The organism is Sanguibacter biliveldensis (genome assembly GCF_033798665.1).
Lineage (GTDB): Bacteria > Actinomycetota > Actinomycetes > Actinomycetales > Cellulomonadaceae > Sanguibacter > Sanguibacter inulinus.
In genome coordinates this window covers 1,277,590-1,300,419 of the sequence record NZ_CP138359.1, presented here as the reverse complement: position 1 = coordinate 1,300,419, position 22,830 = coordinate 1,277,590, and the positions used below count along the sequence as shown (strand labels likewise).

Sequence of the window (22,830 nt, the reverse complement as noted above, 5' to 3'; positions counted from 1 at the left end):
GCAGAGCTCGACCGTCCGAGCGGTCCGGCGGGCTCTAGGACGGCGGGGCGCCTCACGACCTGTCGAGGTACTCGGCCCGCTCCCCCGTGACCCGCTCGGTGATCTCGGCGAGCAGCAAGGGATGACCGGCGAGGGTCGGGTCGGCAGCGACGAGGGCCGCGGCGTCTTCGCGCGCCTGCTCGATGACAGCTGTGTCCCGCACCACGCGCAGCAGCTGGAGCGACGTGGACCTGCCCGACTGCGCAGCTCCGAGGACGTCGCCCTCGCTGCGCATCTCAAGGTCCGCCGCAGCGAGCTCGAAGCCGTCGGTGGTCGAGGCGAGGGTCTTGAGGCGGGTGCTCGCCGGCGCTGCCTCGGCCATCTCAGAGACGAGGAAGCACAGCCCTGCGTCGGCGCCTCGACCGACACGACCACGCAGCTGGTGCAGCTGGGACAGCCCGAAGCGGTCGGCGTCGAGCACGACCATCGCTGTCGCGCGGGGCACGTCGACACCGACCTCGATCACCGTCGTCGAGACGAGCAGGTCCACGTCACCGGCAGTGAAGGCAGCCATCGCGGCCTCCTTCTCGGCAGGGGGCATCTGGCCGTGCAGGATCCCGATCCGCACGCCGCGGAGCACCTCGAGGTCGGCGAGCTCTTCGGCCACCTCGAGGACCGCGCGCAGGGGGCGGCGGTTCGACGTGGGGGGCGCGGCTGACGCTCCCGCGCCAGACGCGCCGGCTGGCACGTCGAGGCCGAGCGTCCCGTCGTCGGACCCCGGCTCGTCAGCCCCGTCGGCCTCGTCGGTGTCGCCCGTGATGCGCGGGCACACCACGTAGGCCTGCCGCCCGGCGTCGATCTCCTCCCGGACCTTCGCCCAGGTCCTGGCGATCCAGGCCGGCTTCTGCGCCGGGACGACGTGCGTGGTGATCCCCGAGCGGCCGGCCGGGATCTCGCGCAGCGTCGAGGTCTCGAGGTCCCCGAAGACCGTCATGGCCACGGTGCGAGGGATCGGCGTCGCGGTCATGACGAGCAGGTGCGGGACCGTGCGGGCCTTGGCGCGCAGCATGTCGCGCTGCTCGACTCCGAAGCGGTGCTGCTCGTCGACGACGACGAGCCCGAGCTCGGCGAACTGGACGCCGGCGCTCAGCAGGGCGTGGGTGCCGACGACGATCCCGGCCGCGCCCGACGCGGCGTCGAGCAGGTTCTTCTTCTTGACGGCGGCAGGCTGGGACCCGGTGACGAGGGCGACGCGGGTGCCGTGCGAGGCACCGCCGAGCATGCCGCCGGCCGCGAGGTCGCCGAGCAGACCGGAGAGCGTCCGGGCGTGCTGAGCCGCGAGGACCTCGGTCGGGGCAAGGAGCGCGGCCTGTCCCCCGGCGTCGACCACCTGGAGCATGGCCCGCAGCGCGACCACGGTCTTGCCGGAGCCGACCTCACCCTGGAGCAGCCGCTGCATGGGGTGCGGGGCAGCGAGCTCGGCCGCGATCTCCGCGCCGACCTCCCGCTGGCCGTCGGTGAGCGTGAACGGCAACGAGGCGTCGAAGTCGCTCAGCAGCGAGGGGCCGTCGGAGGTCAGCGGTCGGGCTGTCGCCTCGAGCGCGGCGGCCTCTGAGCGGCGCAGCGCGAGGGCGGTCTGCAGGACGAAGGCCTCTTCGTAGCGCAGCCTCTTCTGCCCGCGACGCCACTCGTGCTCTTCGGCCGGGACGTGGATGTCACGGAAGGCCTGGTGCAGGCTCTCCAGCCCGCGACGCTCGAGCACCTCGGCGGGGATCGGGTCGGGGATGTCCGCAGGGGTCAACGGGTCGAGGACGGTGCGGACGGTCTGGTGGAGCTTCCAGGTCGGCATGGCGGCGCTGGCCGGGTAGATCGGGGTGAGCAGGCTGGCCTCGACCAGCCCCGCCTCCGCGCTGTCGACGTCGACCCCGTGCAGCAGGTAGTCGGGGTGGGTCAGCTGGCGCTCGTTGCGGTACTCGGAGACGACGCCTGTGAACAGACCGGTGCGGCCGGGCTTGAGGCGCGCCTCGTGGGTGCGCAGCGCACCCTTGTGCTTGGCGAAGAACGTCAGGGAGAGCCTGTCGGTGCCGTCAGAGACGACGGCCTGGAGCATCGCCCCGCCGCGGCTGCGCATCTCGCGGACCGTCGCGCTGACGACCTCGGCGACGACCGTCACGTGCTCCCCGACCACGAGGATCGAGATCTCGGTCATCGTGCCGGGATCTGCGTAGCGCCGCGGGTAGTGACGGAGCAGGTCGCCGGTGGTCTCCAGACCGAGCTTCGCGAGCGGCGCCGCGGGGCGCTTCCCGAGGAGCCTGTCGAGGCGTTCGTCGAGGCTGAAGGGGCTGTCGATGCTCACTGCTGCTCTGCTCCGATCACGAGGGCGGTCGACCGGCGGCCTGAGGGCAGCACGACGACCTCGACACCGGGCACGAGGTGCTCGGCGCGGGAGACGAGGTCGTCGACCACCTGCCCGGGGACGAGGTCCCCGACGAGGACGGTGAGGACGGTCAGGGCTGGCGAGGACGCGACGCCGGTCGCGCGGTCCGTCGCAGCTGGCGCGAGGTCAGGACCGGTGGCTGCCCCACCAGCAGGAGGCCCAGGTGCTGCGGAGGCTCTGAGGAGACTGTCGATCCCGTCGAGCACTCCCGCAGGCCGCGAGGCGTCGAGCCGGACGGCGCGGACAGCGCCGACGGCGTCGACGACGGGGGCGAGCGCCGCAGCCAGGTCGGCCGACGGTGCCGTGGTGCTGACGACCCAGGCGGACAGGGCGGCCACCACGTGCAGGTCGCTCGTCGAGCCGACCACGGTCGTCTGCGGGTGCGAGAGATCGGCCAGGCCGCGGGCCACGGCCAGGGTCTGCTCGTCGGCCGGCAGCACGACGACGTGCTCGGCGTCGGTCTCGTGGACAGCCCTCAGGAGGTCCGAGCGCTCGATCTCACCGTCGCCGCGCAGCACCACGACGGCCCCCGACCGGGCGAGGTCCATGACCAGTCCCGGCGAGGCCGTGCACGCCACGACACCCACAGGCGCGGAGGTCCCAGCGGCACGGGTCGAGACGGCGGAGACCTGGTGGGACAGGCAGCGGACGACGACCGGGCCGACGTCCCAGCGGTCCAGCACGCGCAGGGCCTCGAGGGGATGGTCGGTGTGGACGTGGACCTGCCAGAGGCCGTGGAGGTCACCGGACGCATCGGCGACATCGTGGTCTACACCGCCGACCACGACGACAGAGTCACCGACCTGCTGGAGCCCGGCCCGCAGCGCCGGGGCGACAGCGGCGAGCGCGTCGGAGACGTCGAGACTGTCGAGGCCGTCGACACTGCCGGATCGGCGGTCGACAGCGGCTGCCGCACCCGCAGGGTCTCCGGAGGCAGGCGTCGGCGAGCGTCGCACAGCGTGACGGACGACGCACATGAGCTCGAACTCGCCGTCGACGGCGTGGTGCTCGCCGTGGTTCGTGTGGTTCCTCTTGTTCTGCCGGTTCCCGTGGCCCTCGCGCTCGCGGGGACGGCCGCCGCGCTCGTGGTCGTCAGGAGACGTCCGGGATCCATGGAGGTCGTCGCCCCAGGGTGCTCGAGCACCCGTGCCGCTGCCCGTGCCGCCTGAGGTCCCTGACCCCGCGGGGGCGTCGGCGACGGCCAGAGAGTCCATGAGCACGATCGTGCCGTGCCCTACCGACACGCGGTCGGCCGCGCTCTCCAGGTCCGGACCGAGAGCTGCGGCGAGGGCGTCGAGGAGGAGCACGAAGCCGTAGGCCCCGGCGTCGAGCACCCCGGCCGCGCGCAGGACGTCCAGCTCGTCGACGCTCCGCCGGAGCGCCTGAGACGCCCCAGAGCGTGCGCTCTCGACGGTCTGGACGAGGTCGCCACCACCCGCAGCCGCCTCGAGCGCCGCGTCCGCCGCACCGCGCGCCGCAGTGAGCATGGTGCCCGGGCGAGGGTCGACCACAGCCGCGACAGCGCGTCGCGCCCCGCGGTCGAGCGCTCGGGCCAGATGGGTCGCGTCGGTCACAGTGCCCGCCGACCCGGTGCCCGACGGCGCCGCCCCGGCAAGTCCACGGAGGAACTCGCTCAAGATCACACCAGAGCTGCCCCGCGCGCCCACGAGAGCGCCCCGGGCGAAGGCGTGCAGGACCCTGTCTGCTGACGGCGCGTCCGCAGCGGCCGAGGCGACCGCTGCGTCGCGAGCCGCACGGAGGGTGGCGGCGAGGTTGGTCCCGGTGTCGGCATCGGGCACGGGGAAGACGTTGGCCCTGTCGAGCACGGGACGAGCGCGTTCGAGGACCTCGGCTGCGCCGTCCGCCCACCGCAGCACCACCTCGAGACCGACGACGTCACCTGGACGGTCTGAGCTCAGAGGTGTGACTGGACCAGCAGGGCTGTCGTCGCCGGCGGGGACGCGGGGGCTGGTGCCTGCGTCGTCGCCGGCGGGGTCGCGGAGCTCGTCAGCACGACTGCCTCTCGTCACGCCCCACTCCCCTCTCGACCGTCCGACGTCATATGATGGCGCACATCGTCTCGTGCCACACAGGCCGGGACCTCAGGGACCGGCTCTCGCAGCCGATCCCGGCAGAGCACGCGGGAACCCCCTGGGAGCCGTGCGTGCTCCTGCGTCCGCAGGCAATTTGGGTAGCGCGTCGAGGATCGGCTACTCTATCGAGGTTGCCCGCACACACCAGGGCATGCGCGAACCGCGACACCACCCTCCCGCAGACCTCTCGAGGCCTCGGCGCGGGTTCACTGCGGCTCCGCATCCACAGACCATTGAAGTCGCCGCACAGCGGCGTGCATGACGATCAGGAGAGACCGTGGCTGCCAACTGCGACGTCTGCGCAAAGAGCCCGAGCTTCGGGCACAGCATCTCGCACTCGCACGTGCGCACGAAGCGCCGCTGGAACCCGAACATCCAGCGTGTTCGCGCAATCGTCAACGGCGCTCCCAAGCGCCTCAACGTGTGCACCTCTTGCCTCAAGGCAGGCAAGGTCACGCGTCACATCTGAGACTCCCCTCGCGGAAGTTCTCTCGCACAGCCCGTCGGACCTCGGTCCGGCGGGCTGTCGGTGTTGGACCACCGAAACCCTTGGCCCTGACGCAGGTGACGTGCGACCCTGGCTGGCATGGACATCGAGCGTGACGACCTGACCATCCGTCCGGCCACGGCGGCCGACGCCCCGGCGATCGCCCGCATCCACGTGGCCTCCTGGCGCGAGGCCTACGCGGGGATCGTCCCGACCGCCTATCTCGAAGGCCTCGACGTCGACGCCCGAGAGCAGTGGTGGGTCGAGCTCCTCGACAGACCGGCGGGCCGGACCCTGGTCTCCGTCCTCGACCAGAGGACCGTGGGTTTCGCGCACCTGGGGCCCGCGAGCGACGAGGACGCCGAGCCGGGCGACCTCCAGCTCTACTCGATCTACCTCGATCCCGAGACCTGGGGGCGCGGCGTCGCGCGCGACCTCCTGCGGGCGGTGCTCGACGGGGTCCCCGCGAACTCCGACGTCACCCTGTGGGTCCTCGCCGACAACGAACGGGCCCGTCGCTTCTACAGGCGCCACGGCTTCGAGCCGGACGGCGTCGAGAAGATCGAGGAGATCGGCGGCGCCCCGCTCACCGAGGTGCGCTACCGCCGGCGCTGACAGCCTGACGACCGGCGCCCCGACCTGCCCTCCCGAGGCACGACGCACCCCGCCTCTCAGGTCTCCAGGTCACCGGATCTCCAGGCCCCCAGGTCCCCAGGTCCCCAGGTCCCCAGGGTCAGGATTCCTGCGGGTCAGTCTCGCGGGTGCCCGTGCCCCGCGAAGTGGTCCCAGCCCTCGTCGCCCTCGGGCGCGGCTCCCTGCACGGTGACGGACGGTGACCGGTCGGCTGTCGCAGCCACGACCCGGCCGATCACCCGGAACTCTGAGGGCAGCTCGGCATCAGGCGGGAAGGTCGCGAGCAGCCCGTGGTCCTCTCCGCCCGTCAGGACCCAGCGCGACGGGTCCACGTCGAGCACGCGGCCGGCCTCCGCCAGGGCGGCCAGGTCCGTCTGCAGGGCGCGCAAGGGTGCGTCGAGGTCGAGGACGACCCCGCTGGCCCGGGCGATCCGGCCGCCGTCGCGCAGCAGCCCGTCCGAGACGTCGAGCATGGCGGTCGCCCCCGCGAGGCGGGCTCGGGTCCCCGAGCCGATCGGCGGGTCGGGGCGGAGGTAGGCGGCGACAAGCTCGGGGTGGGCGGCGGTCTCCTCGGCGTCCGTCAGCAGGTCCAGCCCGGCGGCAGACCGCCCGAGGACCCCGGCGTGCGCGACGACGTCGCCCGGACGCGCACCGGACCGCAGCACAGGGTCCCCACCGTCGAGGTCGCCGTGGACCGTGACGGCGACGACGATCGCGTCCCCGCTCGACAGGTCTCCCCCGACGACGCCCGCGCCGTAGGGGGCGCACGCCTCGGCGAGCCCGCGCGCGAGGTCGAGCACCCACTGCACCTCTTCGGTGCGGGGCAGCACGAGCGAGACCACCAGGGAGGTGGGCCGGGCACCCATCGCGGCGATGTCGGCGAGGTTCTGCACGGCGGCGCGCCACCCGACGTCGTAGCCCGTCGACCAGTCGCGGATGAAGTGGCGGTCCTGGACGAGGACATCCGTCGAGACGACGAAGCGTCCGTCAGGTGCGGAGATCACCGCAGCGTCGTCGCCGGGGCCCACCAGGGTCGCGGCGGTCGCGGGCAGCAGCGGGAAGATCCGCGCGAGCAGCTGCTCCTCGGCCAGGTCGCAGACACGCTCAGAGTCACTCACGCGGCCACCCTAGCCCAGGCTGGCTCGCGGGCTGACGTCCAGGCAGCGGCACTAGAGTGTCGGGGTGCTCACGAGTCTCCGCCACCGCCGCTCCGGCCTGCAAAGCCCTTCACCCGCGCCTCTGACGCCTGTGGTCCGCCGCCCGTCGGCGCGAGCAGCCCGGCGCACGGTCGCGGCGTCGCTGGGCGTGGTCGCCGTGACGGTCGGCCTGACAGCCTGCACCCCGACGATCAACGTCCCCGCAGGCGTCGATGCCGCGGAACCGATCTGCGCGACCGTCGTGCTCATGCTCCCTGACGAGGTCGGTGGCCAGAGCAAGGTGCGGGCGTCGAGCCAGGCGACGGCGGCCTGGGGCGAGCCCGGACGCGCGATCACGCTGCGCTGCGGCGTCGAGCCGCCGGCCCCGACCACGCAGGACTGCCAGTCGGTCGACCCCGGCATCCCCGGGCTCGGCACCTTCGACTGGATCACCACCCAGGACGACAACGGCTGGACCTTCACCACCTACGGCCGCGAGCCCGCAGTCTCCGTCCAGGTGCCCACAGAGCTCGGCGGCAGCCAGCCGACGGCGTCGCTCATCGACGTCGCCCGAGCCGTCTCCGAGATCCCCACCACCTCCCACGCCTGCCGCTGACGCCCGCCCGGCAAGCAGCAGCAGCAGCAGCAGCAGCAGCAGCAGCAGCAGCAGCAGCAGCAGCAGCAGCGAGATCGTGACATCGTGACATCGGAGCGGGATCGACCCTTGCAGGTCACGATCTCGCTCCGAAGTCACGATCTCGACAGTCGGCCGACCACCCCGGCCGTCGGTCAGCAGACAGACAGCCGACAGCCGACCGTCAGCGCAGGCCGGTCTCGCGCTCGAGGGCGAGCTCGACGAGCTCGGTGATGAGGTCCGCGTAGCCGATCCCGCTCTTCTCCCACATCCGCGGGTACATCGAGAAGGGCGTGAAGCCCGGCATCGTGTTGATCTCGTTGACGATGACCTCGCCGGCCTCGGTGACGAACACGTCGACCCTGGACAGCCCCTCACCGGAGACCGCCTCGAAGGTGCGGATCGCGACGTCCTGGACCTGGGCCACGAGCTCAGGGCTGAGGTCCGCCGGGCAGCTGAGCTCGACGCTCTGCTCGCTGAGGTACTTGGCCTCGAAGTCGTAGAAGGCGTGAGCCTCGTCGGTCACCTGGATCTCACCGGGCAGCGAGGCGCGGGCACGCTCGCCGCGGCGTCCACCGAGGACGGCGCACTCGATCTCGCGGCCGACGATCCCGGCCTCGACGATCACCTTCGGGTCGTGCCGACGCGCCTCCGCGACGGCCGCAGGCAGGTCGGCGAGGTCGTCGACCTTGCTGATGCCCAGGCTCGACCCGGCACGGGCAGGCTTGACGAAGACCGGCAGCCCGAGGTCCGCGACGCGGGCTGTCGCACCCTGCTCGTCACGGTCCCACTCACCCGGTGCGATCACCGTGTACGGCCCGACGGGAAGCCCCTGCCCGGCGAGCACGAGCTTCATGAAGTGCTTGTCCATCCCGACCGCCGAGGCGAGGACGCCTGCACCGACGTAGCGGACGTCGGCGAGCTCGAGCATGCCCTGGAGGGTGCCGTCCTCGCCGAAGGGGCCGTGCAGCAGCGGGAAGACGACGTCGACGTCTCCGAGGATGCGTGGCATCTCACCAGCCTCGAGGACGCGCAGGGCGTTCTGCCCCACGGCGAGCGGCAGCAGCACCTCGGTGCCCGTCGCGTCGACCTCGGGCAGACGGCCCTCGGTGATGGCCCAGCGGTCGGGGTCGTCCTCGACGAGCACCCACTGACCGGTGCGCGTGATGCCGACCGGGACCACGTCGAAACGGTCGCGGTCGATCGCCCGCATGACGCCGGCAGCTGTCGCGCACGAGATGACGTGCTCCCCGGAGCGTCCGCCGAAGAGCAGGACCACGCGAGGGCGGCCGACGGCCTCGCCGGGTGCGACCGGGGCCACCGCGCCGAGAGCAGGGGTGGGGGTCTGGGATTCTGAGACTGTAGCCATCGCGTGCGACTTTACCGGAGGTGACGGCTTAGTCTCGGACGCATGGACGACGAGTCGACGACCCCTGAGCCCACCTCTCCCCGCACCGGCCACGGCCCGGTCTCACCCGCGACGGTCGCCGTCACGGCCGGGCGCCCGCCCCGGGTCCAGGGCGGGCCCGTCAACCCCCCTGTCGTGCTGTCCTCGACCTACGTCTCGGCCGGCGTCCCCTCCCCCGAGGACAAGCTCTACACACGGTCCGGCACGGAGACGTGGGAGCCCTTCGAGGACGCTCTCGCCCAGCTCGAGGGGGCCACGCAGAGCGGTGTGGTCTTCGCCTCGGGCATGGCCGCGATCGCCTCGGTCCTCGCGATGGTCCCGGACGGCGGCACGGTCGTCGTCCCGCAGCACGCGTACCAGGTGACCCTCGGGTTTGTCGACGACATGGCGCAGCGGCACAGGGTCACGGTCCGTCGGGTCGACATCGCGGACACCGAGGCGTCGGCCGCTGCCTTCGCCGGGGCCGACCTCGTCTGGATCGAGTCTCCGACCAACCCCATGCTCGAGGTCGCCGACCTGCCGGTCCTCGTCGACGCGGCCCACCGCGCCGGGGCTCTCGTCGCGGTCGACAACACCTTCGCGACGCCGCTGGTCCAGCGGCCGCTCGAGTCTGGCGCCGACCTCGTGGTGCACTCGGTGACCAAGTACCTCGCCGGACACTCCGACGTGGTCCTCGGGGCCGTCGTCACCAGCTCGGAGCACCTGGAGCGCTCGGTGCGCGCCTACCGGACTCTGCACGGTGCGATCGCCGGCCCGTGGGAGGTGTGGCTCGCGCTGCGCGGCATGCGCACCCTCGCACTGCGGGTCGAGCGTGCCCAGGCGAACGCCGCCGAGATCGCCCGGCGCCTCTCCGCGCACCCGGGCGTCGCGCAGGTCCGGCACCCGTCCCTGCCGGACGACCCGGGCCACGAGGTCGCGACCCGGGTCATGGACGGCTACGGCGCGATCATCGGGCTGCGGCCCGTCGGCGGTATCGAGGCGGCTGACGCAGTGGTCGACGCCCTCGAGCTGTGGGTCCCCGCGACGAGCCTCGGTGGGGTCGAGTCGACCCTCGAGCGTCGGCGCCGCTTCTCGACCGAGTCCCTGACGGTCCCGGAGGACCTGCTCCGCCTGAGCGTCGGGATCGAAGACGTCGAGGACCTCTGGGCCGACCTGGACCGCGCGCTGCGCCTCGTCACCGGAGCCTGAACGGCCTCGGCGGCTGGTCCCTGCGGCGGTTGTGCGCGCAAGGACCAGCCGCAGCTCCTCATCAGCCGCGAGCCTGTCGCCGTCGGAGGTCAGCCTCCGGGACAGGGTGGTCGCTCACGAGCTGGTCGGTCACGAGCCTGCAGCAGTCACGCGTCTCCGCGCACGCCCTCGGAACGCTGGGGGCGTGCGAGCAACCCGCGGGCGATGTCGTCCACGGGCAGACCGCCGTGCAGCACCCCGACGACGGCCTCGGTGATCGGCATCTCGACACCGACCGACCGGGCGAGCTCGAGCACCGAGCGGCACGACTTCACACCCTCGGCGGTGCCGCCCGTCGCGGTGATCGCGTCGTCGAGGGTCATGCCCTGGCCCACGTGCTTGCCGAGCGTGTGGTTGCGCGACGAGGGTGACGCGCACGTCGCCATGAGGTCGCCCATCCCGGCGAGCCCGGGGAAGGTCTCCGCGTCGGCTCCGAGGGCGAGGCCCAGGCGGCTGATCTCGGCGAGGCCACGCGTGATGACTGTCGCCGTGGTGTTGTAGCCGAAGCCGCGTCCCTGAGCCATGCCCACGGCGAGCGCGATGACGTTCTTGACAGCGCCGCAGAGCTCGACACCGACGACGTCGGCGTTGGTGTACGGCCTGAAGTAGCCGGAGGAGCAGGCCTTCGCGACGAGCGCCGCGGTCTGCGGGTCGGAGGAGGACACGACCGTCGCCGTCGGCTGACGACGCGCGATCTCGCCTGCGAGGTTGGGCCCAGAGACGACGGCGACCCGGCTGGCGTCGATCGCGAGGGCCTCGGCGACCACCTCGCTCATGCGACGGTCTGTGCTGAGCTCGACGCCCTTCATGAGAGAGACCGCGACGGCGGTCGGCGGCACGAGGTCGCGCAGGGGCTCGAGGGTCGCACGGGCGCTCTGCGACGGGATGGCGACGACCACGAGGTCGACCCCGTCGAGGGCTGCGGCGGCGTCTGTCGTCGCAGAGACCGACTCGGGCAGCACGACGCCCGGCAGGTACTTCCCGTTGACGTGCTCGGTCGTGATCTGCTGCGCGACGTCGGCGTTGCGGCCCCACAGACGCACCGTGCAGCCCGCGTCGGCGAGCACCTGCGCGAAGGTGGTCCCCCAGGCACCCGAGCCGAGGACCGCGGCGATCACCTGCGTCCCTCGTCGGTCGTGGGCTGGTCGGGCTCGGAGACGTCGGAGGTGCCGTCGACCGGCTCGTCGCCAGGACCGGCGCTGCGGCCGGTCTCCTCGACGGGCTCGATGCCTCCCGTCGGCTCGACGTCTGGGACGAGCTCGCTCGTGGCCTGCTCAGCGTCCGCGACCGTCCCCGGAGCAGCGTCCATGTCGGGCTCCGCAGCCGGGGCCTCCGCCAGGGCCGAGGCAGCCGCAGCGGCCTGATGGGCGCGGGCCGCCTTGCGCATGTCGTAGCGGACTGCAGGGGCCTTCTCGCCGCGGATCTCCTCGAGCAGGGCCGTGATGGCGGCCATGATGCGCTCGGTGGCCTCCGTGAGGACGGCGGCGTCCTGGGGGCGGTCGAGGAGGTCGGAGAGGTCGACCGGCGGTCCCGCGTGGACCGAGACCTTCTTGCGCGGGAAGGGGTACAGACGCTTGGAGTACTGCGGGAGGATCAGCTGCGGTCCCCACTGGGCGACCGGGATCACCGGGACGCCGCTGCTGAGCGCGAGGCGGGCCGCCCCGGTCTTGCCGACCATCGGCCACAGGTCCGGGTCGCGGGTGAGGGTTCCCTCGGGGAACACGGCGACGCACTCCCCCGACTCGAGCTGGCGGACAGCGTCGGCGAGCGAGGACGCGGCTCCTGCGGTCCCCCGGTGCACGGGGATCATGCCGGTGCGGACCAGGACACCCTTGAGCACGGGGACCTTCCACAGGGACGCCTTCGCGAGGATCCGCGGCGGGCGGGACGAGTCGTAGAGGAAGTGCGCGAAGGTCAAGGGGTCGAGGTTCGTGATGTGGTTGGCCACGGCGAGGTATCCGCCTGTCGTCGGCAGGTGCTCGGTGCCCTGCCAGTCCTTGACGCCCATCGCCACCAGGACGGGCTTGAGGATCCCAGCAGCCAACCTGTACGTGAAGGACCTGCCGCTGCCTGTGGACGTGCTCGACTCAGATGTCACCGGGCAAGGCTACCGCCAGGGGTCGGCTGCGTCCCGCACGCGGTCGCGCGCTCACGCGGACATGATGCCGCGAGGGCTTGAGGGTTTGAGGCCACCAGGGCCCAGGGCCGACCCGGCACCAGACGCACGACGCCCCGCGACCGTCGAGGGACGGGTGCAGGGCGTCGTGCGCGGTGGCACCCGAGCGGTGCCAGGCCGCGTCGGTCAGCCAGAGCGTCGCGAGGCTGCCTCGGTCAGCTGCGGGAGAACTCCGCGCCGAGGGCCTCGAGCTTCTCGGTGAAGCGCTCGTAGCCACGGTCGATGAGCGTGATGCCACGGACCTTCGAGGTGCCCTTCGCGGCGAGCGCGGCGATCAGGTGGCTGAAGCCTCCACGGAGGTCCGGGACCTCGATCTCGGCTGCGGCGAGCGGGGTCGGACCGGAGATCACGGCGGAGTGGTAGAAGTTGCGCTGGCCGAAGCGGCAGGGCCGCCCTCCGAGGCACTCCTTGTACACCTGGATGTTGGCACCCATGCCGCGCAGGGCGTCGGTGAAGCCGAAACGGTTCTCGTAGACCGTCTCGTGGACGATCGACAGCCCGGTGGCCTGGGTGAGCGCGACGACGAGCGGCTGCTGCCAGTCAGTCATGAAACCGGGGTGCACGTCCGTCTCGAGGACGATCGACTTGAGCTCGCCGCCCGGGTGGTAGAACCGGATGCCGTCGTCCTCGACCTCGAACTCGCCGCCGACCTTGCGGAAGGTGTTGAGGAAGGCCGTCATCTCGGGCTGCGTCGCGCCCTTGACGAAGATGTCACCCTGCGTGGCGAGCGCGGCCGAGGCCCACGACGACGCCTCGATGCGGTCGCCGAGGGCTGTGTGGCGGTAGCCGGACAGCTTGGCGACGCCTTCGATGCGGATCACGCGGTCGGTGTCGACCGAGATGATCGCGCCCATCTTCTGCAGGACGTTGATGAGGTCCATGATCTCGGGCTCGATGGCCGCGTTGGACAGCTCGGTGATGCCCTCCGCGCGCACGGCGGTGAGCAGCAGCTGCTCGGTCGCCCCGACGCTCGGGTAGGGCAGCGAGATCTTGGTGCCGCGCAGACCGTTCGGGGCGGTGAGGTGGATGCCCTGCTCGCGCTTGTCCACCTGGGCGCCGAACTGCCGCAGGATGTCGAGGTGGTAGTTGATCGGCCTGTCGCCGATGCGGCAGCCGCCGAGGTCGGGGATGAAGGCCTCGCCGAGCCTGTGCAGCAGCGGACCGCAGAAGAGGATCGGGATCCGGCTCGACCCGGCGTGCGCGTCGATGTCGGCCACGTGGGCGGACTCGACGTTGCTCGGGTCGAGGCGCAGCACGCCTGCGGGCACGTCGTAGTCGACCGAGACACCGTGCAGCTCGAGGAGACCGGAGACGACCTTGACGTCGCGGATCTCGGGCACGTTGCGCAGCTCGCTCGGGCCCTCGCCCAGGAGCGAGGCGACCATGGCCTTGGAGACGAAGTTCTTCGCACCGCGCACGGTGATGGTGCCGTTCAGCGGGTTCCCGCCGTCGACGGAGAGCAGATCTGTCATGACGCTATGGTCGCCTATCGTTCGGCACTGCTCCTAACGGAGCGGTGGACATGCACGGTGTCTTCACTCAACCGGACGCTGCTTCTGACGGCCCGCCCGGGGATCCGTCTCGCGCACCGGGGCCGCGGGGCACGGCGGTGCACAGTGCCCACGTCGTGCAACACGACGGAGGGGCCACCTGTTCCTCCAGGTGGCCCCTCCGTGGTGCTCGTGCAGGCACTCGCCCGCGGCTCTCGTCAGGAGACGGGACGAGCCGCCTCGATCTCGACGGGCGGCAGGTGCTTGGCCGGCAGCGTCTTCGGGCGCCACGCGGCGCGGGACGCCTCGAACTCGGTGATCTCGGCCTCGTGCTGGAGGGTCAGGCCGATGTCGTCGAGGCCCTCCATGAGGCGCCAGCGGGTGTAGTCGTCGACCTGGAAGGGCACGACCACGTCGTCCGCGGAGGCCGTGCGGTCGACGAGGTTGACGGTGACCTCGGTGCCCGGCTTGGTCTCGAGGACCTTCCACAGCAGCTCGATGTCTTCCTGTGCGAGCTGCGCGGCGAGCAGACCCTGCTTGCCGGAGTTGCCGCGGAAGATGTCGGCGAAGCGCGCGGACAGGACGGCCTTGAAGCCGTAGTCCTTGAGCGCCCACACGGCGTGCTCACGCGACGAGCCCGTGCCGAAGTCCGGACCGGCCACGAGGACGGAGCCGCTCGTGTACGCGGGCTGGTTGAGGACGAAGGACTCGTCACCGCGCCAGGCGGCGAAGAGCGCGTCCTCGAAGCCCGTGCGGGTCACGCGCTTGAGGTAGACGGCGGGGATGATCTGGTCGGTGTCGACGTTGCTGCGGCGCAGCGGGACGCCCACACCTGTGTGCGTTGCGAACTTCTCCATGATGACTCCAGAAACCTTCGGGGCGGTCAGGCGGGCTGCAGGGCGTCGGCGCCAGCCGCGTCCTGGGCGAGGTCGGACGGCGAGGACAGCGTCCCGCGGATCGCGGTGGCTGCCGCGACGAGCGGCGAGACGAGGTGCGTGCGTCCGCCCTTGCCCTGACGACCCTCGAAGTTGCGGTTGGAGGTCGACGCAGAGCGCTCCCCGGGTGCCAGCTGGTCCGGGTTCATGCCCAGGCACATCGAGCAGCCGGCGTTGCGCCACTCGGCACCGAAGTCGAGGAACACCTTGTCCAGGCCCTCGGCCTCGGCCTGCAGGCGCACGCGCGCCGAGCCGGGGACGACGAGAACGCGGAGCGTGTCGGCCTTCTTCTTGCCCTCGATGATCTCGGCGACGGCACGCAGGTCTTCGATGCGTCCGTTGGTGCACGAGCCGATGAACACCGTGTCGATCGCGATGTCGCGCAGCGGGGTCCCGGGGTTGAGGCCCATATACTCGATCGCGCGCTCCGCGGTGACGCGCTCGTTCTCGTCGGCGATCTCGGACGGGACCGGCACGTTGGCCGAGAGCGGGAGGCCCTGGCCGGGGTTCGTGCCCCAGGTGACGAAGGGCTCGAGGTCGGCGGCCTCGAGAACCACCTCGGTGTCGAAGGTCGCGTCGTCGTCGGTGCGCAGGGTCTTCCAGTACTCGACGGCAGCGTCCCAGTCGGCGCCCTCGGGGGCGTGGGGGCGGCCCTTGAGGTACTCGAAGGTGGTCTCGTCGGGGGCGATCATGCCGGCACGCGCGCCGGCCTCGATCGACATGTTGCAGATGGTCATGCGGCCCTCCATCGAGAGGGACCGGATGGCCTCGCCGCGGTACTCGAGCACGTAACCCTGCCCGCCGCCGGTGCCGATCTTCGCGATGACCGCGAGGATGATGTCCTTGGCCGTGCTGCCCTCGGGCAGCGAGCCGTTCACGGTGATCGCCATCGTCTTGAACGGTGCGAGCGGGAGGGTCTGCGTGGCGAGGACGTGCTCGACCTCGCTCGTGCCGATGCCGAAGGCGAGGGCACCGAAGGCGCCGTGCGTCGAGGTGTGCGAGTCCCCGCAGACGACGGTGAGGCCGGGCATGGTGAGGCCGAGCTGCGGGCCGACCACGTGCACGATCCCCTGGTCAGCATCTCCGAGCGAGTGGATGCGGACGCCGAACTCTGCAGCGTTGTTGCGCAGGGTCTGGATCTGGGTGCGGCTCGTGAGGTCCGCGATCGGCAGGTCGATGTTGAGCGTCGGGGTGTTGTGGTCCTCGGTCGCGATCGTGAGGTCCGGGCGACGGACCGGACGCCCGGCGAGGCGCAGACCCTCGAAGGCCTGCGGGCTCGTCACCTCGTGGACGAGGTGCAGGTCGATGTAGAGGAGGTCAGGCGCTCCATCGCTTCCTCGACGCACGAGGTGCGCGTCCCAAACCTTCTCCGCCAGCGTGCCGGCCATCACAGTTCCTCTCGTGCTCACGTCGCGCCGGTCTGCACCGGCCGGGCGACGCGTGCGTCTTTGGGGGCTTTCGGTCAGGCCGCTTGCATCTCAGCCTTCGAGACTGCAATATCGACCTATGGACAATTCTAGCGGAGTCGGAGTGCTCGACAAGGCAGCATCCGTTTTGGGTGCTCTCGAGGCAGGACCGGCCACCCTCGCACAGCTCGTCGCGGCCACCCGGCTGGCCCGCCCCACGGCCCACCGCCTGGCCGTAGCCCTCGAGCACCACCGCCTGGTGACCCGCGACATGCAGGGCAGGTTCGTCCTCGGACCCCGCCTCAACGAGCTCGCCACGGCCGCCGGCGAGGACCGCCTGCTCGCCGCCGCGAACCCTGTGCTCACCGCGCTGCGCGACCACACGGGCGAGAGCGCGCAGCTGTACCGCCGCCAGGGCGACCAGCGCATCTGCGTCGCCGCCGCCGAGCGTCCTGTCGGCCTCCGCGACTCGATCCCGGTCGGCGCGACCCTGACCATGCACGCCGGCTCGGCCGCGCAGATCCTCCTCGCGTGGGAGGAGCCGGACCGCCTGCACCGCGGTCTCCAGGGCGCCAAGTTCACCGCGACCATCCTGTCCGGTGTCCGTCGTCGCGGGTGGGCCCAGTCGGTCTCCGAGCGCGAGGTCGGCGTCGCGTCGGTCTCCGCGCCGGTCCGCGGACCGTCGGGTCGCATCGTCGCCGCGGTCTCGATCTCGGGTCCGGTCGAGCGCCTGAGCCGCCAGCCCGGACGTCTGCACGCAGGATCCGTGGTCGCCGCTGCCAACCGCCTCACCGAGGTCCTGCGCCGCTCCGGCGAGTAGCACAGCCCTCTCCCCCTCCTCCCCCTGCACCTGAGGCCCGGCCCGCACAGCGCGCCGGGCCTCGGTGCGTCCGGGGGCGCACGCCTCCCCGCCAGGTGGCATCCGAGCGCCGAGGTCGCCTGCGCCAGCGCGAGGTCGCACCGGGCCACGCGTGGTCGCACACACTCCCGCCAGGTCGCACGTGGCCGCACGAGGTCGCACACTCTCCCGCCAGGTCGCACCCCAGCGCACGAGGTCGCACAGACACGCCAGGACGCGCCCCTGCAGGACACCTCGCGCCGCAACGGTGCGACCTGGGTGGTGTCGGTACGACCAGGGTCCCAGGCGTGCGACCTCGGGCGGCGAGCGCAGCACCAGACGTCGAACAGCCCAGGCCGTGTCGACGGTCACATCTGCAGGCGCCGCCCGCTCCCGCCTCCTCGAGCGACGGTGGCGCGAGCATGTCGGCGGCCGACCCCGAGAACGACAAAGGCCCGGTCAGGTTTCCCTGACCGGGCCTTGCGTTGTACCCCCAACGGGATTTGAACCCGTGTTACCGCCGTGAGAGGGCGGCGTCCTAGGCCGCTAGACGATGGGGGCCTAAGAAGCGTTTCCGCAGGTCTTGCGACCGGCGTCTGTACTTCCGAGTGAGAACTCTACCGCATGTTCTGAGTGCTTGTGACACCCGATCATGTGATCGAACTCTGCGCTGGGCTACCAGGACTCGAACCTAGAATGTCGGTACCAGAAACCGATGTGTTGCCAATTACACCATAGCCCAATGGAGAAGTGACCCGGTCTGACATCCCGCTCTCGCGTTCTGTCCCCGTGGGCTCCGCCGATCCAGAATATTACCCGACCTCAGGGGTAACGCCAAACCGCCACCTCAGCGCTCCGTACGAGCCCCGGTTTCCCGCGGTTCACACCCTTCCACGCTCGTCCTGCGCGCGTCGTGGACGCCGAGCAGACGGTTCTAGACCGAGGATCGCGCTCAGCCACGCACACCACGGACCTCCGAGACCTGCGTCACCCTCGGCACCGAGCGCACCAAGCGCACCAAGCGCACCAAGCGCACCAACCAGACACGACACCACTGCGCGAGCCAGGCACGACCACCCGACCCGCGCACGACCACCCGAGCCAGGCGCGACCGCCGAGTCATTCCGATAGACCGCTCCGCGCTTCCGTGGCACGGTCGTGGCCATGGACGCCATCACCAGCACCCGGACCAGCGACGCGCAGGACATCCTCGACTCCGCGCGATGGTTCACCGACCTCCTGCTCACCGCCACCACCGAAGAGCTCGACGTCCCTGCGGGCGACGTCGAGTGGTCGTGCTGGCGCACGGCCGAGCACGTCGGTGACGACATGCTCGCCTACGCCCTCCAGCTCGCCGCGCAGGCTCCTGACGACTATCTGCCGCTCACGGCCGCGGACGGGGGTGACGACGTGGTCCGCGTCGCCGCGACGGCAGGCACGCAGGGGCTGGCCACCACGGTCCAGGCGCTCGCCGCGCTGCTGGCGGCGCAGGTGGGCACAGCAGGTCCGGACGCTCGTGCCTTCCACCCGCACGGTGTCTCGGACCCGACGGGCTTCGCGGCGATGGGCGTGGTCGAGATCCTCGTCCACGGCTACGACGTCGCCCAGGGGCTCGGTGCCGACATCGGACCGGGGCGCCCGCACGCACTCCCGGCCGGGCCCGCCGAGCGCGCGGTGGACAGGCTCTTCGACGAGGCGCCGGCAACCCGTCCCGAGGCATCGCTCCTGTGGTGCACAGGTCGCATCGCGCTGCCGGGCGTGCCCCGCCGGTCCCGCTGGCGCTGGGACTCGAGCGTCCGCTGAGTCCAGGTGAGGCCAGGTGCGACCAGGTGTGACCAGGTGTGACCAGGACAGTGGTGCTCACGTACCAGAAATGACGGGTCACGGCGCTGCCGCGTTGGTAGGTTGGTGGGTCGACGCAGCCCGCGACGTCGCCGAGCGACCGCGGCCCCTCCGAGCCGAGAGCCCATGGACCAGACCCGCGACACCACCACGCAGCCCGCCACGACCGACGAGACGCCCGGGCGTCGCTGGGCTGTGCCCGCGGGCAGGCGCCTCGTCGTCCTGTCGCTCGCGCTGGCCGTCGTGACGGCCGGCAGCCTGTGGGTGACCCTGCAGACGGCCTCGTCGGCGGAGAAGGCCGGCGACGGCGTCCGCAGGACAGACATCACATCGCTCACCGAGCGCATGCCCGCTCTCGCGATCGGACGGACTGCCGTCTGGTACAGCGGCTGGATGGACGGGCAGAAGGCCGCAGACGAGCCCGTGCCCACGTGGATGGACGCCGTGGTGACGCTGCCCGAGGGCCGCGCCGCTGACCTCGCATCCGCATACAGCACGGCTCCGGTGACCCGCTCTCCCGAGGTCGTCGACGACCTCGCGGGCGACGTGCCGACAGGGGAGCTGCAGTCGAGCGTCGCGCTCGACAACGCCCTGAGCACCCCGTACTGGCACGCCTCGGCGTACCTGAGCGTCGAGACCGACGAGATCGTCCTGGTCGTGGAAGGCCGTCACTCGGCCCGGTGAGCCAATGCCCTCTCGACGCTGCTCGCCCCCTCGCCAGGGCGTACCGTCGTCGGTCACCCTGCTGACCGTCCAGCCCTCCCCTCAGCAGACGGCGTACCTCTCCACCGACGGCGTGCCTCGTGGCGAGCGATCGTGCGAGTCACGTCGCCCTACATCACGCGAGGAGCAGCGTCCCCAGCAGCGCTACCCCGGCCGCCACGACCGTCGCGACAGCACCGAGGCCGAGGGACCGTCCGCCGCTGCGGACCAGCCTGCGCAGGTCGACGCTCGTGCCGAGGGCGACCATCGCCGCCGTGAGCAGCACCCGCTGGAGGACGTCTGCGGCGGACAGCAGCGCGTCGGGCAGCACCCCGGTCGACCTCACGAGGACGGCGCCGAGGAAGGCCAGGACGAAGGCCGGGACGAGAGGGGCCGCGCGGCGCGCGCCTGCTGCGGCAGGTCCACGGTCCGTCCCGGCAGGTCCGTCGACAGTCCCGGAAGGTCCGTCAACCGTGTCGTCGTCGCAACTGCGGACTGACCCGACAGCACGAGCGGTCCGCCGACCGTGCGCGGCGACCAGTGCGGTGAGCGGCGCGAGCAGCACGACGCGCGCGAGCTTCGCGACGGTCGCTGCAGCGAGGGCGGGCGCAGAGACCGCTCCGGCGGCAGCGACGACCTGACCGACCTCCTGGACGCTCGACCCGATGAAGAGGCCGGCCTGCGCGTCCGAGAGACCCAGCGCCGAGACGACCCAGGGCAGGACGAGCACGGCGAGGGTCCCGTAGAGCGTCACGAGTGCGAGCGCAGTGCCGACGGCGTCCCCGTCGCCCGGAACGTCCGGGCCTGCGTCGCCGTCGACCGTCGCCCCGGGCTCCGTGGCCCCTCTCCCGGGGACGGCTCGGCCAGCCGGCCCTCGCGCGCCGCCGACGGTCGCGCTCATGGCCGCGATCGCGGCCGCACCGCAGATCGAGAACCCCGTCGCGACGTAGAGGCGGGTGAGCGGGTCGACACCCATCCAGCGGCCGAGCCGGAGCGTGAGCAGGAACGTGCAGATCACGGTGACGAGCACGACGGTGACCCCGCGCCACCCGAGCCCCGCGAGCTGGCCGAGCGAGAGCTGGAGCCCGAGGAGCACGATCCCGGCACGCAGCACGTGCTTCCCCGCCCACGCCACCCCGGGTGCAGCAGCTCGTGGCACGGCGCGCAGCGTACCGAGCACAGCGCCGATCCCCAGGGCGACGACGAGCGGAGACACCGCTGCCCCGGTCGCCGAGACGAGCAGGTCGGCGAGCACCATGCTCGCCGCAGCAGCACCAGCGACCAGCAGGAGCCCAGGGAGCGTCGGGACGACCCCGGCACGGCGGGTCGGACGCAGGTCGGGCGGGAGAGTCGGGCGGCGCATGCGCTCGGGCGCTGAGCGGTCACGAGGTGAGGTCACACGATCCACCCTGCGTGGTCGACCTGCCTGCCGGAACACCCGCTTCCCTCTCGCGGCATAGTCCGAGGCTATGTCCGGCCGTAGGATCGACGGGTGGACCCCACCGCTCCGACCCCGCGCACCTCGCTCGCCGCTCTCGACGTGCTCGTCGCCACCGACACCCACGGCTCGATCAGCGCGGCTGCCCGCTCCCTCGGCATCTCGCAGCCGAGCGCGTCGTCGACGCTCAGCAGGCTCGAGAGGTCGCTCAGGCTGGACATCGTCTCCAGGTCCACCCGCGGCAGTCATCTCACCGAGGAGGGGCGTGCCGTCGCCGTGTGGGCACGGACCGTGCTCGATGCCTCAGACGCTCTCGAGAGGGCGGCAGCAGCACTGCGCGAGGGTCCTGCGCACAGGGTCCGCGTCGCGGCGAGCATGACCATCGCCGAGCACCTCGTCCCCCGCTGGCTGGCACGCCTGACCGCTGCCGAAGACCGCGGGAGGCCTGAGGTCGAGCTCATCGTCCGCAACTCCCAGGACGTCATGGAGCTGGTGCTCTCAGGTGCTGCAGACCTCGGCTTCGTCGAGGGCTCGACGGTGCGGCGCGGACTGCGCAGCCGGACCGTGCAGCGGGACAGCCTCGCCGTGGTCGTCGGACGACAGCACCCGTGGGCCCGGCGGCGCGGGCACAGCGTGAGCGTCGACGAGCTGCTCGCCGCACGCCTGGTCGTCCGCGAGTCCGGCTCGGGCACCCGGGACATCCTCGAGAAGGCCCTCGCCCGGGCCGGGTCGCGCCTGCCCGACCACCTGCCGAGCCTGGGCTCGACGGCCGCGCTCGTCGCGAGCGTCCGCATCTCCGACTCGGTCACGGTGCTCTCCGAGCTGGCCGTCGCCGACGACGTCGAGCGCGGGACCCTCGTGCGCCTCGACGTCCCCGAGCTCGACCTCACCCGGCGGCTGCGCATGGTGTGGCGCGACGGGGCACAGATGCCCGCACCGGTCCGCACGATCGCGGCACTGGTCTCCGCCCGGGCCTGACGGGCGGGACCTCGCCGGACACCGCCTGCCGGACCACGCAGTCCGCCACGCCGTCCGACGGGCACGCCCTCTCGAGGGGCCGCAGCCCGCGTCAGGCCGCCTGAGCTGCGCTGTCTGTGCCGCGCAGGCCAGGTCAGCCTTCCGTCAGGTACCCCGTGAGCTGGTCGAGGCCCGACAGGACCACGACACCGTCGGCCGAGGCCGCTGCGGGGTCTTCCTGGTGCACTCCCCCGCGCCGGGTGCCTGGGCGGTCGAGCCAGGCGCCATAGAGCCCGGCACGGACAGCGGCGCGTGCGTCGAGGTCGAGCTCGTCGCCGACGTACAGCGTCCGCGACGGGTCCGTCCCGAGGCGCGCGCAGGCCTCGAGGAACACCCGCGGGTCGGGCTTGCCGAAGCCGAGGGTGTCGAGACCGACGAGCATCGGGACGTGCCCGAGCCCCGTCGCCTCGAGCTTGGGCAGCTGGTGCTCGGTCGTCGCGTTCGACAGCGCCCCGACCCGCAGGCCGAGGGCCGACACCGCCGCGACGGTCTCGAGGGCGTCGTCGTGAGCCACCCAGCCGACCCTGTACGAGGCCTCGAAGACCTCGTCCCAGGCGACGAACTCGTCCTCGGTGAGCGGCTCGGCCCCGAAGGCCGTCTGGAGCTGGTTGGCCCGCAGGCGCCGCTGCTCCTCGAGGGAGATCTCTCCGCGGGTGTAGGCGCGGTAGTGACCGTCGGGGTCACGGCGCCAGAGCGCCAAGACCTCCCCGAGACGGTCTTCCGGCAGGTGCGAGAGGTAGACCCGGGCGATCCCGTCCATCGCCGCGCCGAAGGCCGCGCGCGTGTTGACGAGGGTGTCGTCGATGTCGAAGAGGACGCCGTCGAGCGGACCGCGACCGTCGAAGACGACCTGACCGGTCGTGGCCAGCACGCTCTCCGGCGCGAGCTCGTCCACGATTACGGCGGGACCAGCGAGGGCCCCCGTCGAGGCTGTCACCCCGGCCACGCCCGG

19 protein-coding genes and 2 tRNA genes are annotated in these 22,830 nt (G+C 71.9%); 8 read left to right on the top strand and 13 right to left on the bottom strand.

The window, feature by feature from the left end; genetic code table 11:
* Positions 1-52: 52 nt before the first annotated feature.
* Together SANBI_RS05530 and SANBI_RS05525 are read right to left on the bottom strand one after the other, a co-directional pair.
* The gene (locus SANBI_RS05530) at positions 53-2,335 is read right to left on the bottom strand and encodes an ATP-dependent DNA helicase RecG (protein WP_319159720.1); all 2,283 of its coding nucleotides are present in this window, start codon (positions 2,333-2,335) and stop codon (positions 53-55) included.
* A complete protein-coding gene (locus SANBI_RS05525) occupies positions 2,332-4,446 on the bottom strand; it encodes a DAK2 domain-containing protein (protein WP_319159717.1) in 2,115 nt (704 codons plus the stop codon). Before SANBI_RS05525 ends, SANBI_RS05530 begins: the two co-directional genes overlap by 4 nt.
* Before the next feature lie 340 nt (positions 4,447-4,786).
* Here SANBI_RS05525 and rpmB point away from each other — a divergent pair, with 340 nt between their 5' ends.
* Positions 4,787-4,978 (top strand): 50S ribosomal protein L28, encoded by a 192-nt coding sequence (gene rpmB / locus SANBI_RS05520; protein WP_056131119.1) that lies wholly within the window; start codon positions 4,787-4,789, stop codon positions 4,976-4,978.
* A 117-nt stretch (positions 4,979-5,095) separates the two neighbouring features.
* Entirely contained in the window at positions 5,096-5,611 is a 516-nt protein-coding gene (locus tag SANBI_RS05515) for a GNAT family N-acetyltransferase (protein ID WP_319159714.1), read from the top strand.
* A 134-nt stretch (positions 5,612-5,745) separates the two neighbouring features.
* On the opposite strand, the gene SANBI_RS05510 is transcribed toward SANBI_RS05515, so the two are convergent.
* Positions 5,746-6,747: a thiamine-phosphate kinase gene (locus tag SANBI_RS05510; RefSeq protein WP_319159712.1), complete on the bottom strand. Its 1,002-nt coding sequence runs from the start codon at positions 6,745-6,747 to the stop codon at positions 5,746-5,748.
* Between the two features lie 130 nt (positions 6,748-6,877).
* Here SANBI_RS05510 and SANBI_RS05505 point away from each other — a divergent pair, with 130 nt between their 5' ends.
* Positions 6,878-7,381 (top strand): DUF3515 family protein, encoded by a 504-nt coding sequence (locus SANBI_RS05505; protein WP_319159709.1) that lies wholly within the window; start codon positions 6,878-6,880, stop codon positions 7,379-7,381.
* A gap of 202 nt (positions 7,382-7,583) precedes the next feature.
* Here SANBI_RS05505 and SANBI_RS05500 read toward each other — a convergent pair whose 3' ends face one another.
* Positions 7,584-8,768, bottom strand: a complete 1,185-nt coding sequence (locus SANBI_RS05500; RefSeq protein ID WP_319159707.1) for a D-alanine--D-alanine ligase family protein — start codon at positions 8,766-8,768, stop codon at positions 7,584-7,586.
* Between the two features lie 42 nt (positions 8,769-8,810).
* Between SANBI_RS05500 and SANBI_RS05495 the strand changes: the two genes are divergently transcribed.
* Positions 8,811-9,995, top strand: coding sequence for a trans-sulfuration enzyme family protein (locus SANBI_RS05495; protein WP_319159705.1), 1,185 nt, complete (start codon positions 8,811-8,813; stop codon positions 9,993-9,995).
* Between the two features lie 146 nt (positions 9,996-10,141).
* On the opposite strand, the gene SANBI_RS05490 is transcribed toward SANBI_RS05495, so the two are convergent.
* The 5 genes from SANBI_RS05490 to leuC all read right to left on the bottom strand — a co-directional run bounded on the left by SANBI_RS05490 (position 10,142) and on the right by leuC (position 16,023).
* Positions 10,142-11,152, bottom strand: a complete 1,011-nt coding sequence (locus SANBI_RS05490; protein WP_319159703.1) for an NAD(P)H-dependent glycerol-3-phosphate dehydrogenase — start codon at positions 11,150-11,152, stop codon at positions 10,142-10,144.
* On the bottom strand, positions 11,149-12,132 hold the full coding sequence (locus tag SANBI_RS05485; protein ID WP_319159701.1) for a lysophospholipid acyltransferase family protein: 984 nt from the start codon (positions 12,130-12,132) through the stop codon (positions 11,149-11,151). Before SANBI_RS05485 ends, SANBI_RS05490 begins: the two co-directional genes overlap by 4 nt.
* Before the next feature lie 233 nt (positions 12,133-12,365).
* Positions 12,366-13,682 carry a UDP-N-acetylglucosamine 1-carboxyvinyltransferase gene (gene murA, locus SANBI_RS05480; RefSeq protein ID WP_056131103.1) on the bottom strand — a complete coding sequence of 439 codons (1,317 nt, stop codon included), beginning with the start codon at positions 13,680-13,682 and terminating at the stop codon, positions 12,366-12,368.
* Positions 13,683-13,918: 236 nt separating this feature from the next.
* Positions 13,919-14,557 carry a 3-isopropylmalate dehydratase small subunit gene (gene leuD / locus SANBI_RS05475; RefSeq protein WP_056131100.1) on the bottom strand — a complete coding sequence of 213 codons (639 nt, stop codon included), beginning with the start codon at positions 14,555-14,557 and terminating at the stop codon, positions 13,919-13,921.
* 26 nt (positions 14,558-14,583) lie between these two features.
* A complete protein-coding gene (leuC, locus tag SANBI_RS05470) occupies positions 14,584-16,023 on the bottom strand; it encodes a 3-isopropylmalate dehydratase large subunit (protein ID WP_319159697.1) in 1,440 nt (479 codons plus the stop codon).
* 118 nt (positions 16,024-16,141) lie between these two features.
* Here leuC and SANBI_RS05465 point away from each other — a divergent pair, with 118 nt between their 5' ends.
* The gene (locus SANBI_RS05465) at positions 16,142-16,861 is read left to right on the top strand and encodes an IclR family transcriptional regulator (protein ID WP_012866122.1); all 720 of its coding nucleotides are present in this window, start codon (positions 16,142-16,144) and stop codon (positions 16,859-16,861) included.
* 506 nt (positions 16,862-17,367) lie between these two features.
* On the opposite strand, the gene SANBI_RS05460 is transcribed toward SANBI_RS05465, so the two are convergent.
* Positions 17,368-17,440: transfer RNA gene (locus SANBI_RS05460), tRNA-Glu, on the bottom strand.
* Between the two features lie 109 nt (positions 17,441-17,549).
* A tRNA-Gln gene (locus SANBI_RS05455) sits at positions 17,550-17,621 on the bottom strand.
* A gap of 422 nt (positions 17,622-18,043) precedes the next feature.
* On the opposite strand from SANBI_RS05455, the gene SANBI_RS05450 reads away from it, so the two are divergent.
* A complete protein-coding gene (locus tag SANBI_RS05450; RefSeq protein WP_319159693.1) occupies positions 18,044-18,682 on the top strand; it encodes a hypothetical protein in 639 nt (212 codons plus the stop codon).
* 165 nt (positions 18,683-18,847) lie between these two features.
* Positions 18,848-19,405: a hypothetical protein gene (locus SANBI_RS05445; RefSeq protein WP_319159691.1), complete on the top strand. Its 558-nt coding sequence runs from the start codon at positions 18,848-18,850 to the stop codon at positions 19,403-19,405.
* 154 nt (positions 19,406-19,559) lie between these two features.
* Here SANBI_RS05445 and SANBI_RS05440 read toward each other — a convergent pair whose 3' ends face one another.
* A complete protein-coding gene (locus SANBI_RS05440) occupies positions 19,560-20,822 on the bottom strand; it encodes a YeiH family protein (RefSeq protein WP_319159689.1) in 1,263 nt (420 codons plus the stop codon).
* Positions 20,823-20,915: 93 nt separating this feature from the next.
* Between SANBI_RS05440 and SANBI_RS05435 the strand changes: the two genes are divergently transcribed.
* Positions 20,916-21,839, top strand: a complete 924-nt coding sequence (locus SANBI_RS05435; protein WP_319159687.1) for a LysR family transcriptional regulator — start codon at positions 20,916-20,918, stop codon at positions 21,837-21,839.
* Positions 21,840-21,972: 133 nt separating this feature from the next.
* Here the strand turns inward: SANBI_RS05435 and SANBI_RS05430 are convergent, their stop codons facing one another.
* Complete coding sequence (locus SANBI_RS05430) at positions 21,973-22,815, bottom strand: HAD family hydrolase (protein ID WP_319159685.1); 843 nt, start codon at positions 22,813-22,815, stop codon at positions 21,973-21,975.
* Positions 22,816-22,830 lie beyond the last annotated feature (15 nt).

Excerpts from the sequence above, each read along its gene's own strand:
- SANBI_RS05515 (WP_319159714.1), top strand. The coding sequence starts at position 5,096 with ATGGACATCGAGCGTGACGACCTGACCATCCGTCCGGCCACGGCGGCC.
- SANBI_RS05500 (WP_319159707.1), bottom strand. The coding sequence starts at position 8,768 with ATGGCTACAGTCTCAGAATCCCAGACCCCCACCCCTGCTCTCGGCGCG.
- SANBI_RS05495 (WP_319159705.1), top strand. The coding sequence starts at position 8,811 with ATGGACGACGAGTCGACGACCCCTGAGCCCACCTCTCCCCGCACCGGC.
- murA (WP_056131103.1), bottom strand. The coding sequence starts at position 13,682 with ATGACAGATCTGCTCTCCGTCGACGGCGGGAACCCGCTGAACGGCACC.
- leuD (WP_056131100.1), bottom strand. The coding sequence starts at position 14,557 with ATGGAGAAGTTCGCAACGCACACAGGTGTGGGCGTCCCGCTGCGCCGC.
- leuC (WP_319159697.1), bottom strand. The coding sequence starts at position 16,023 with ATGGCCGGCACGCTGGCGGAGAAGGTTTGGGACGCGCACCTCGTGCGT.
- SANBI_RS05465 (WP_012866122.1), top strand. The coding sequence starts at position 16,142 with ATGGACAATTCTAGCGGAGTCGGAGTGCTCGACAAGGCAGCATCCGTT.
- SANBI_RS05450 (WP_319159693.1), top strand. The coding sequence starts at position 18,044 with ATGGACGCCATCACCAGCACCCGGACCAGCGACGCGCAGGACATCCTC.
- SANBI_RS05445 (WP_319159691.1), top strand. The coding sequence starts at position 18,848 with ATGGACCAGACCCGCGACACCACCACGCAGCCCGCCACGACCGACGAG.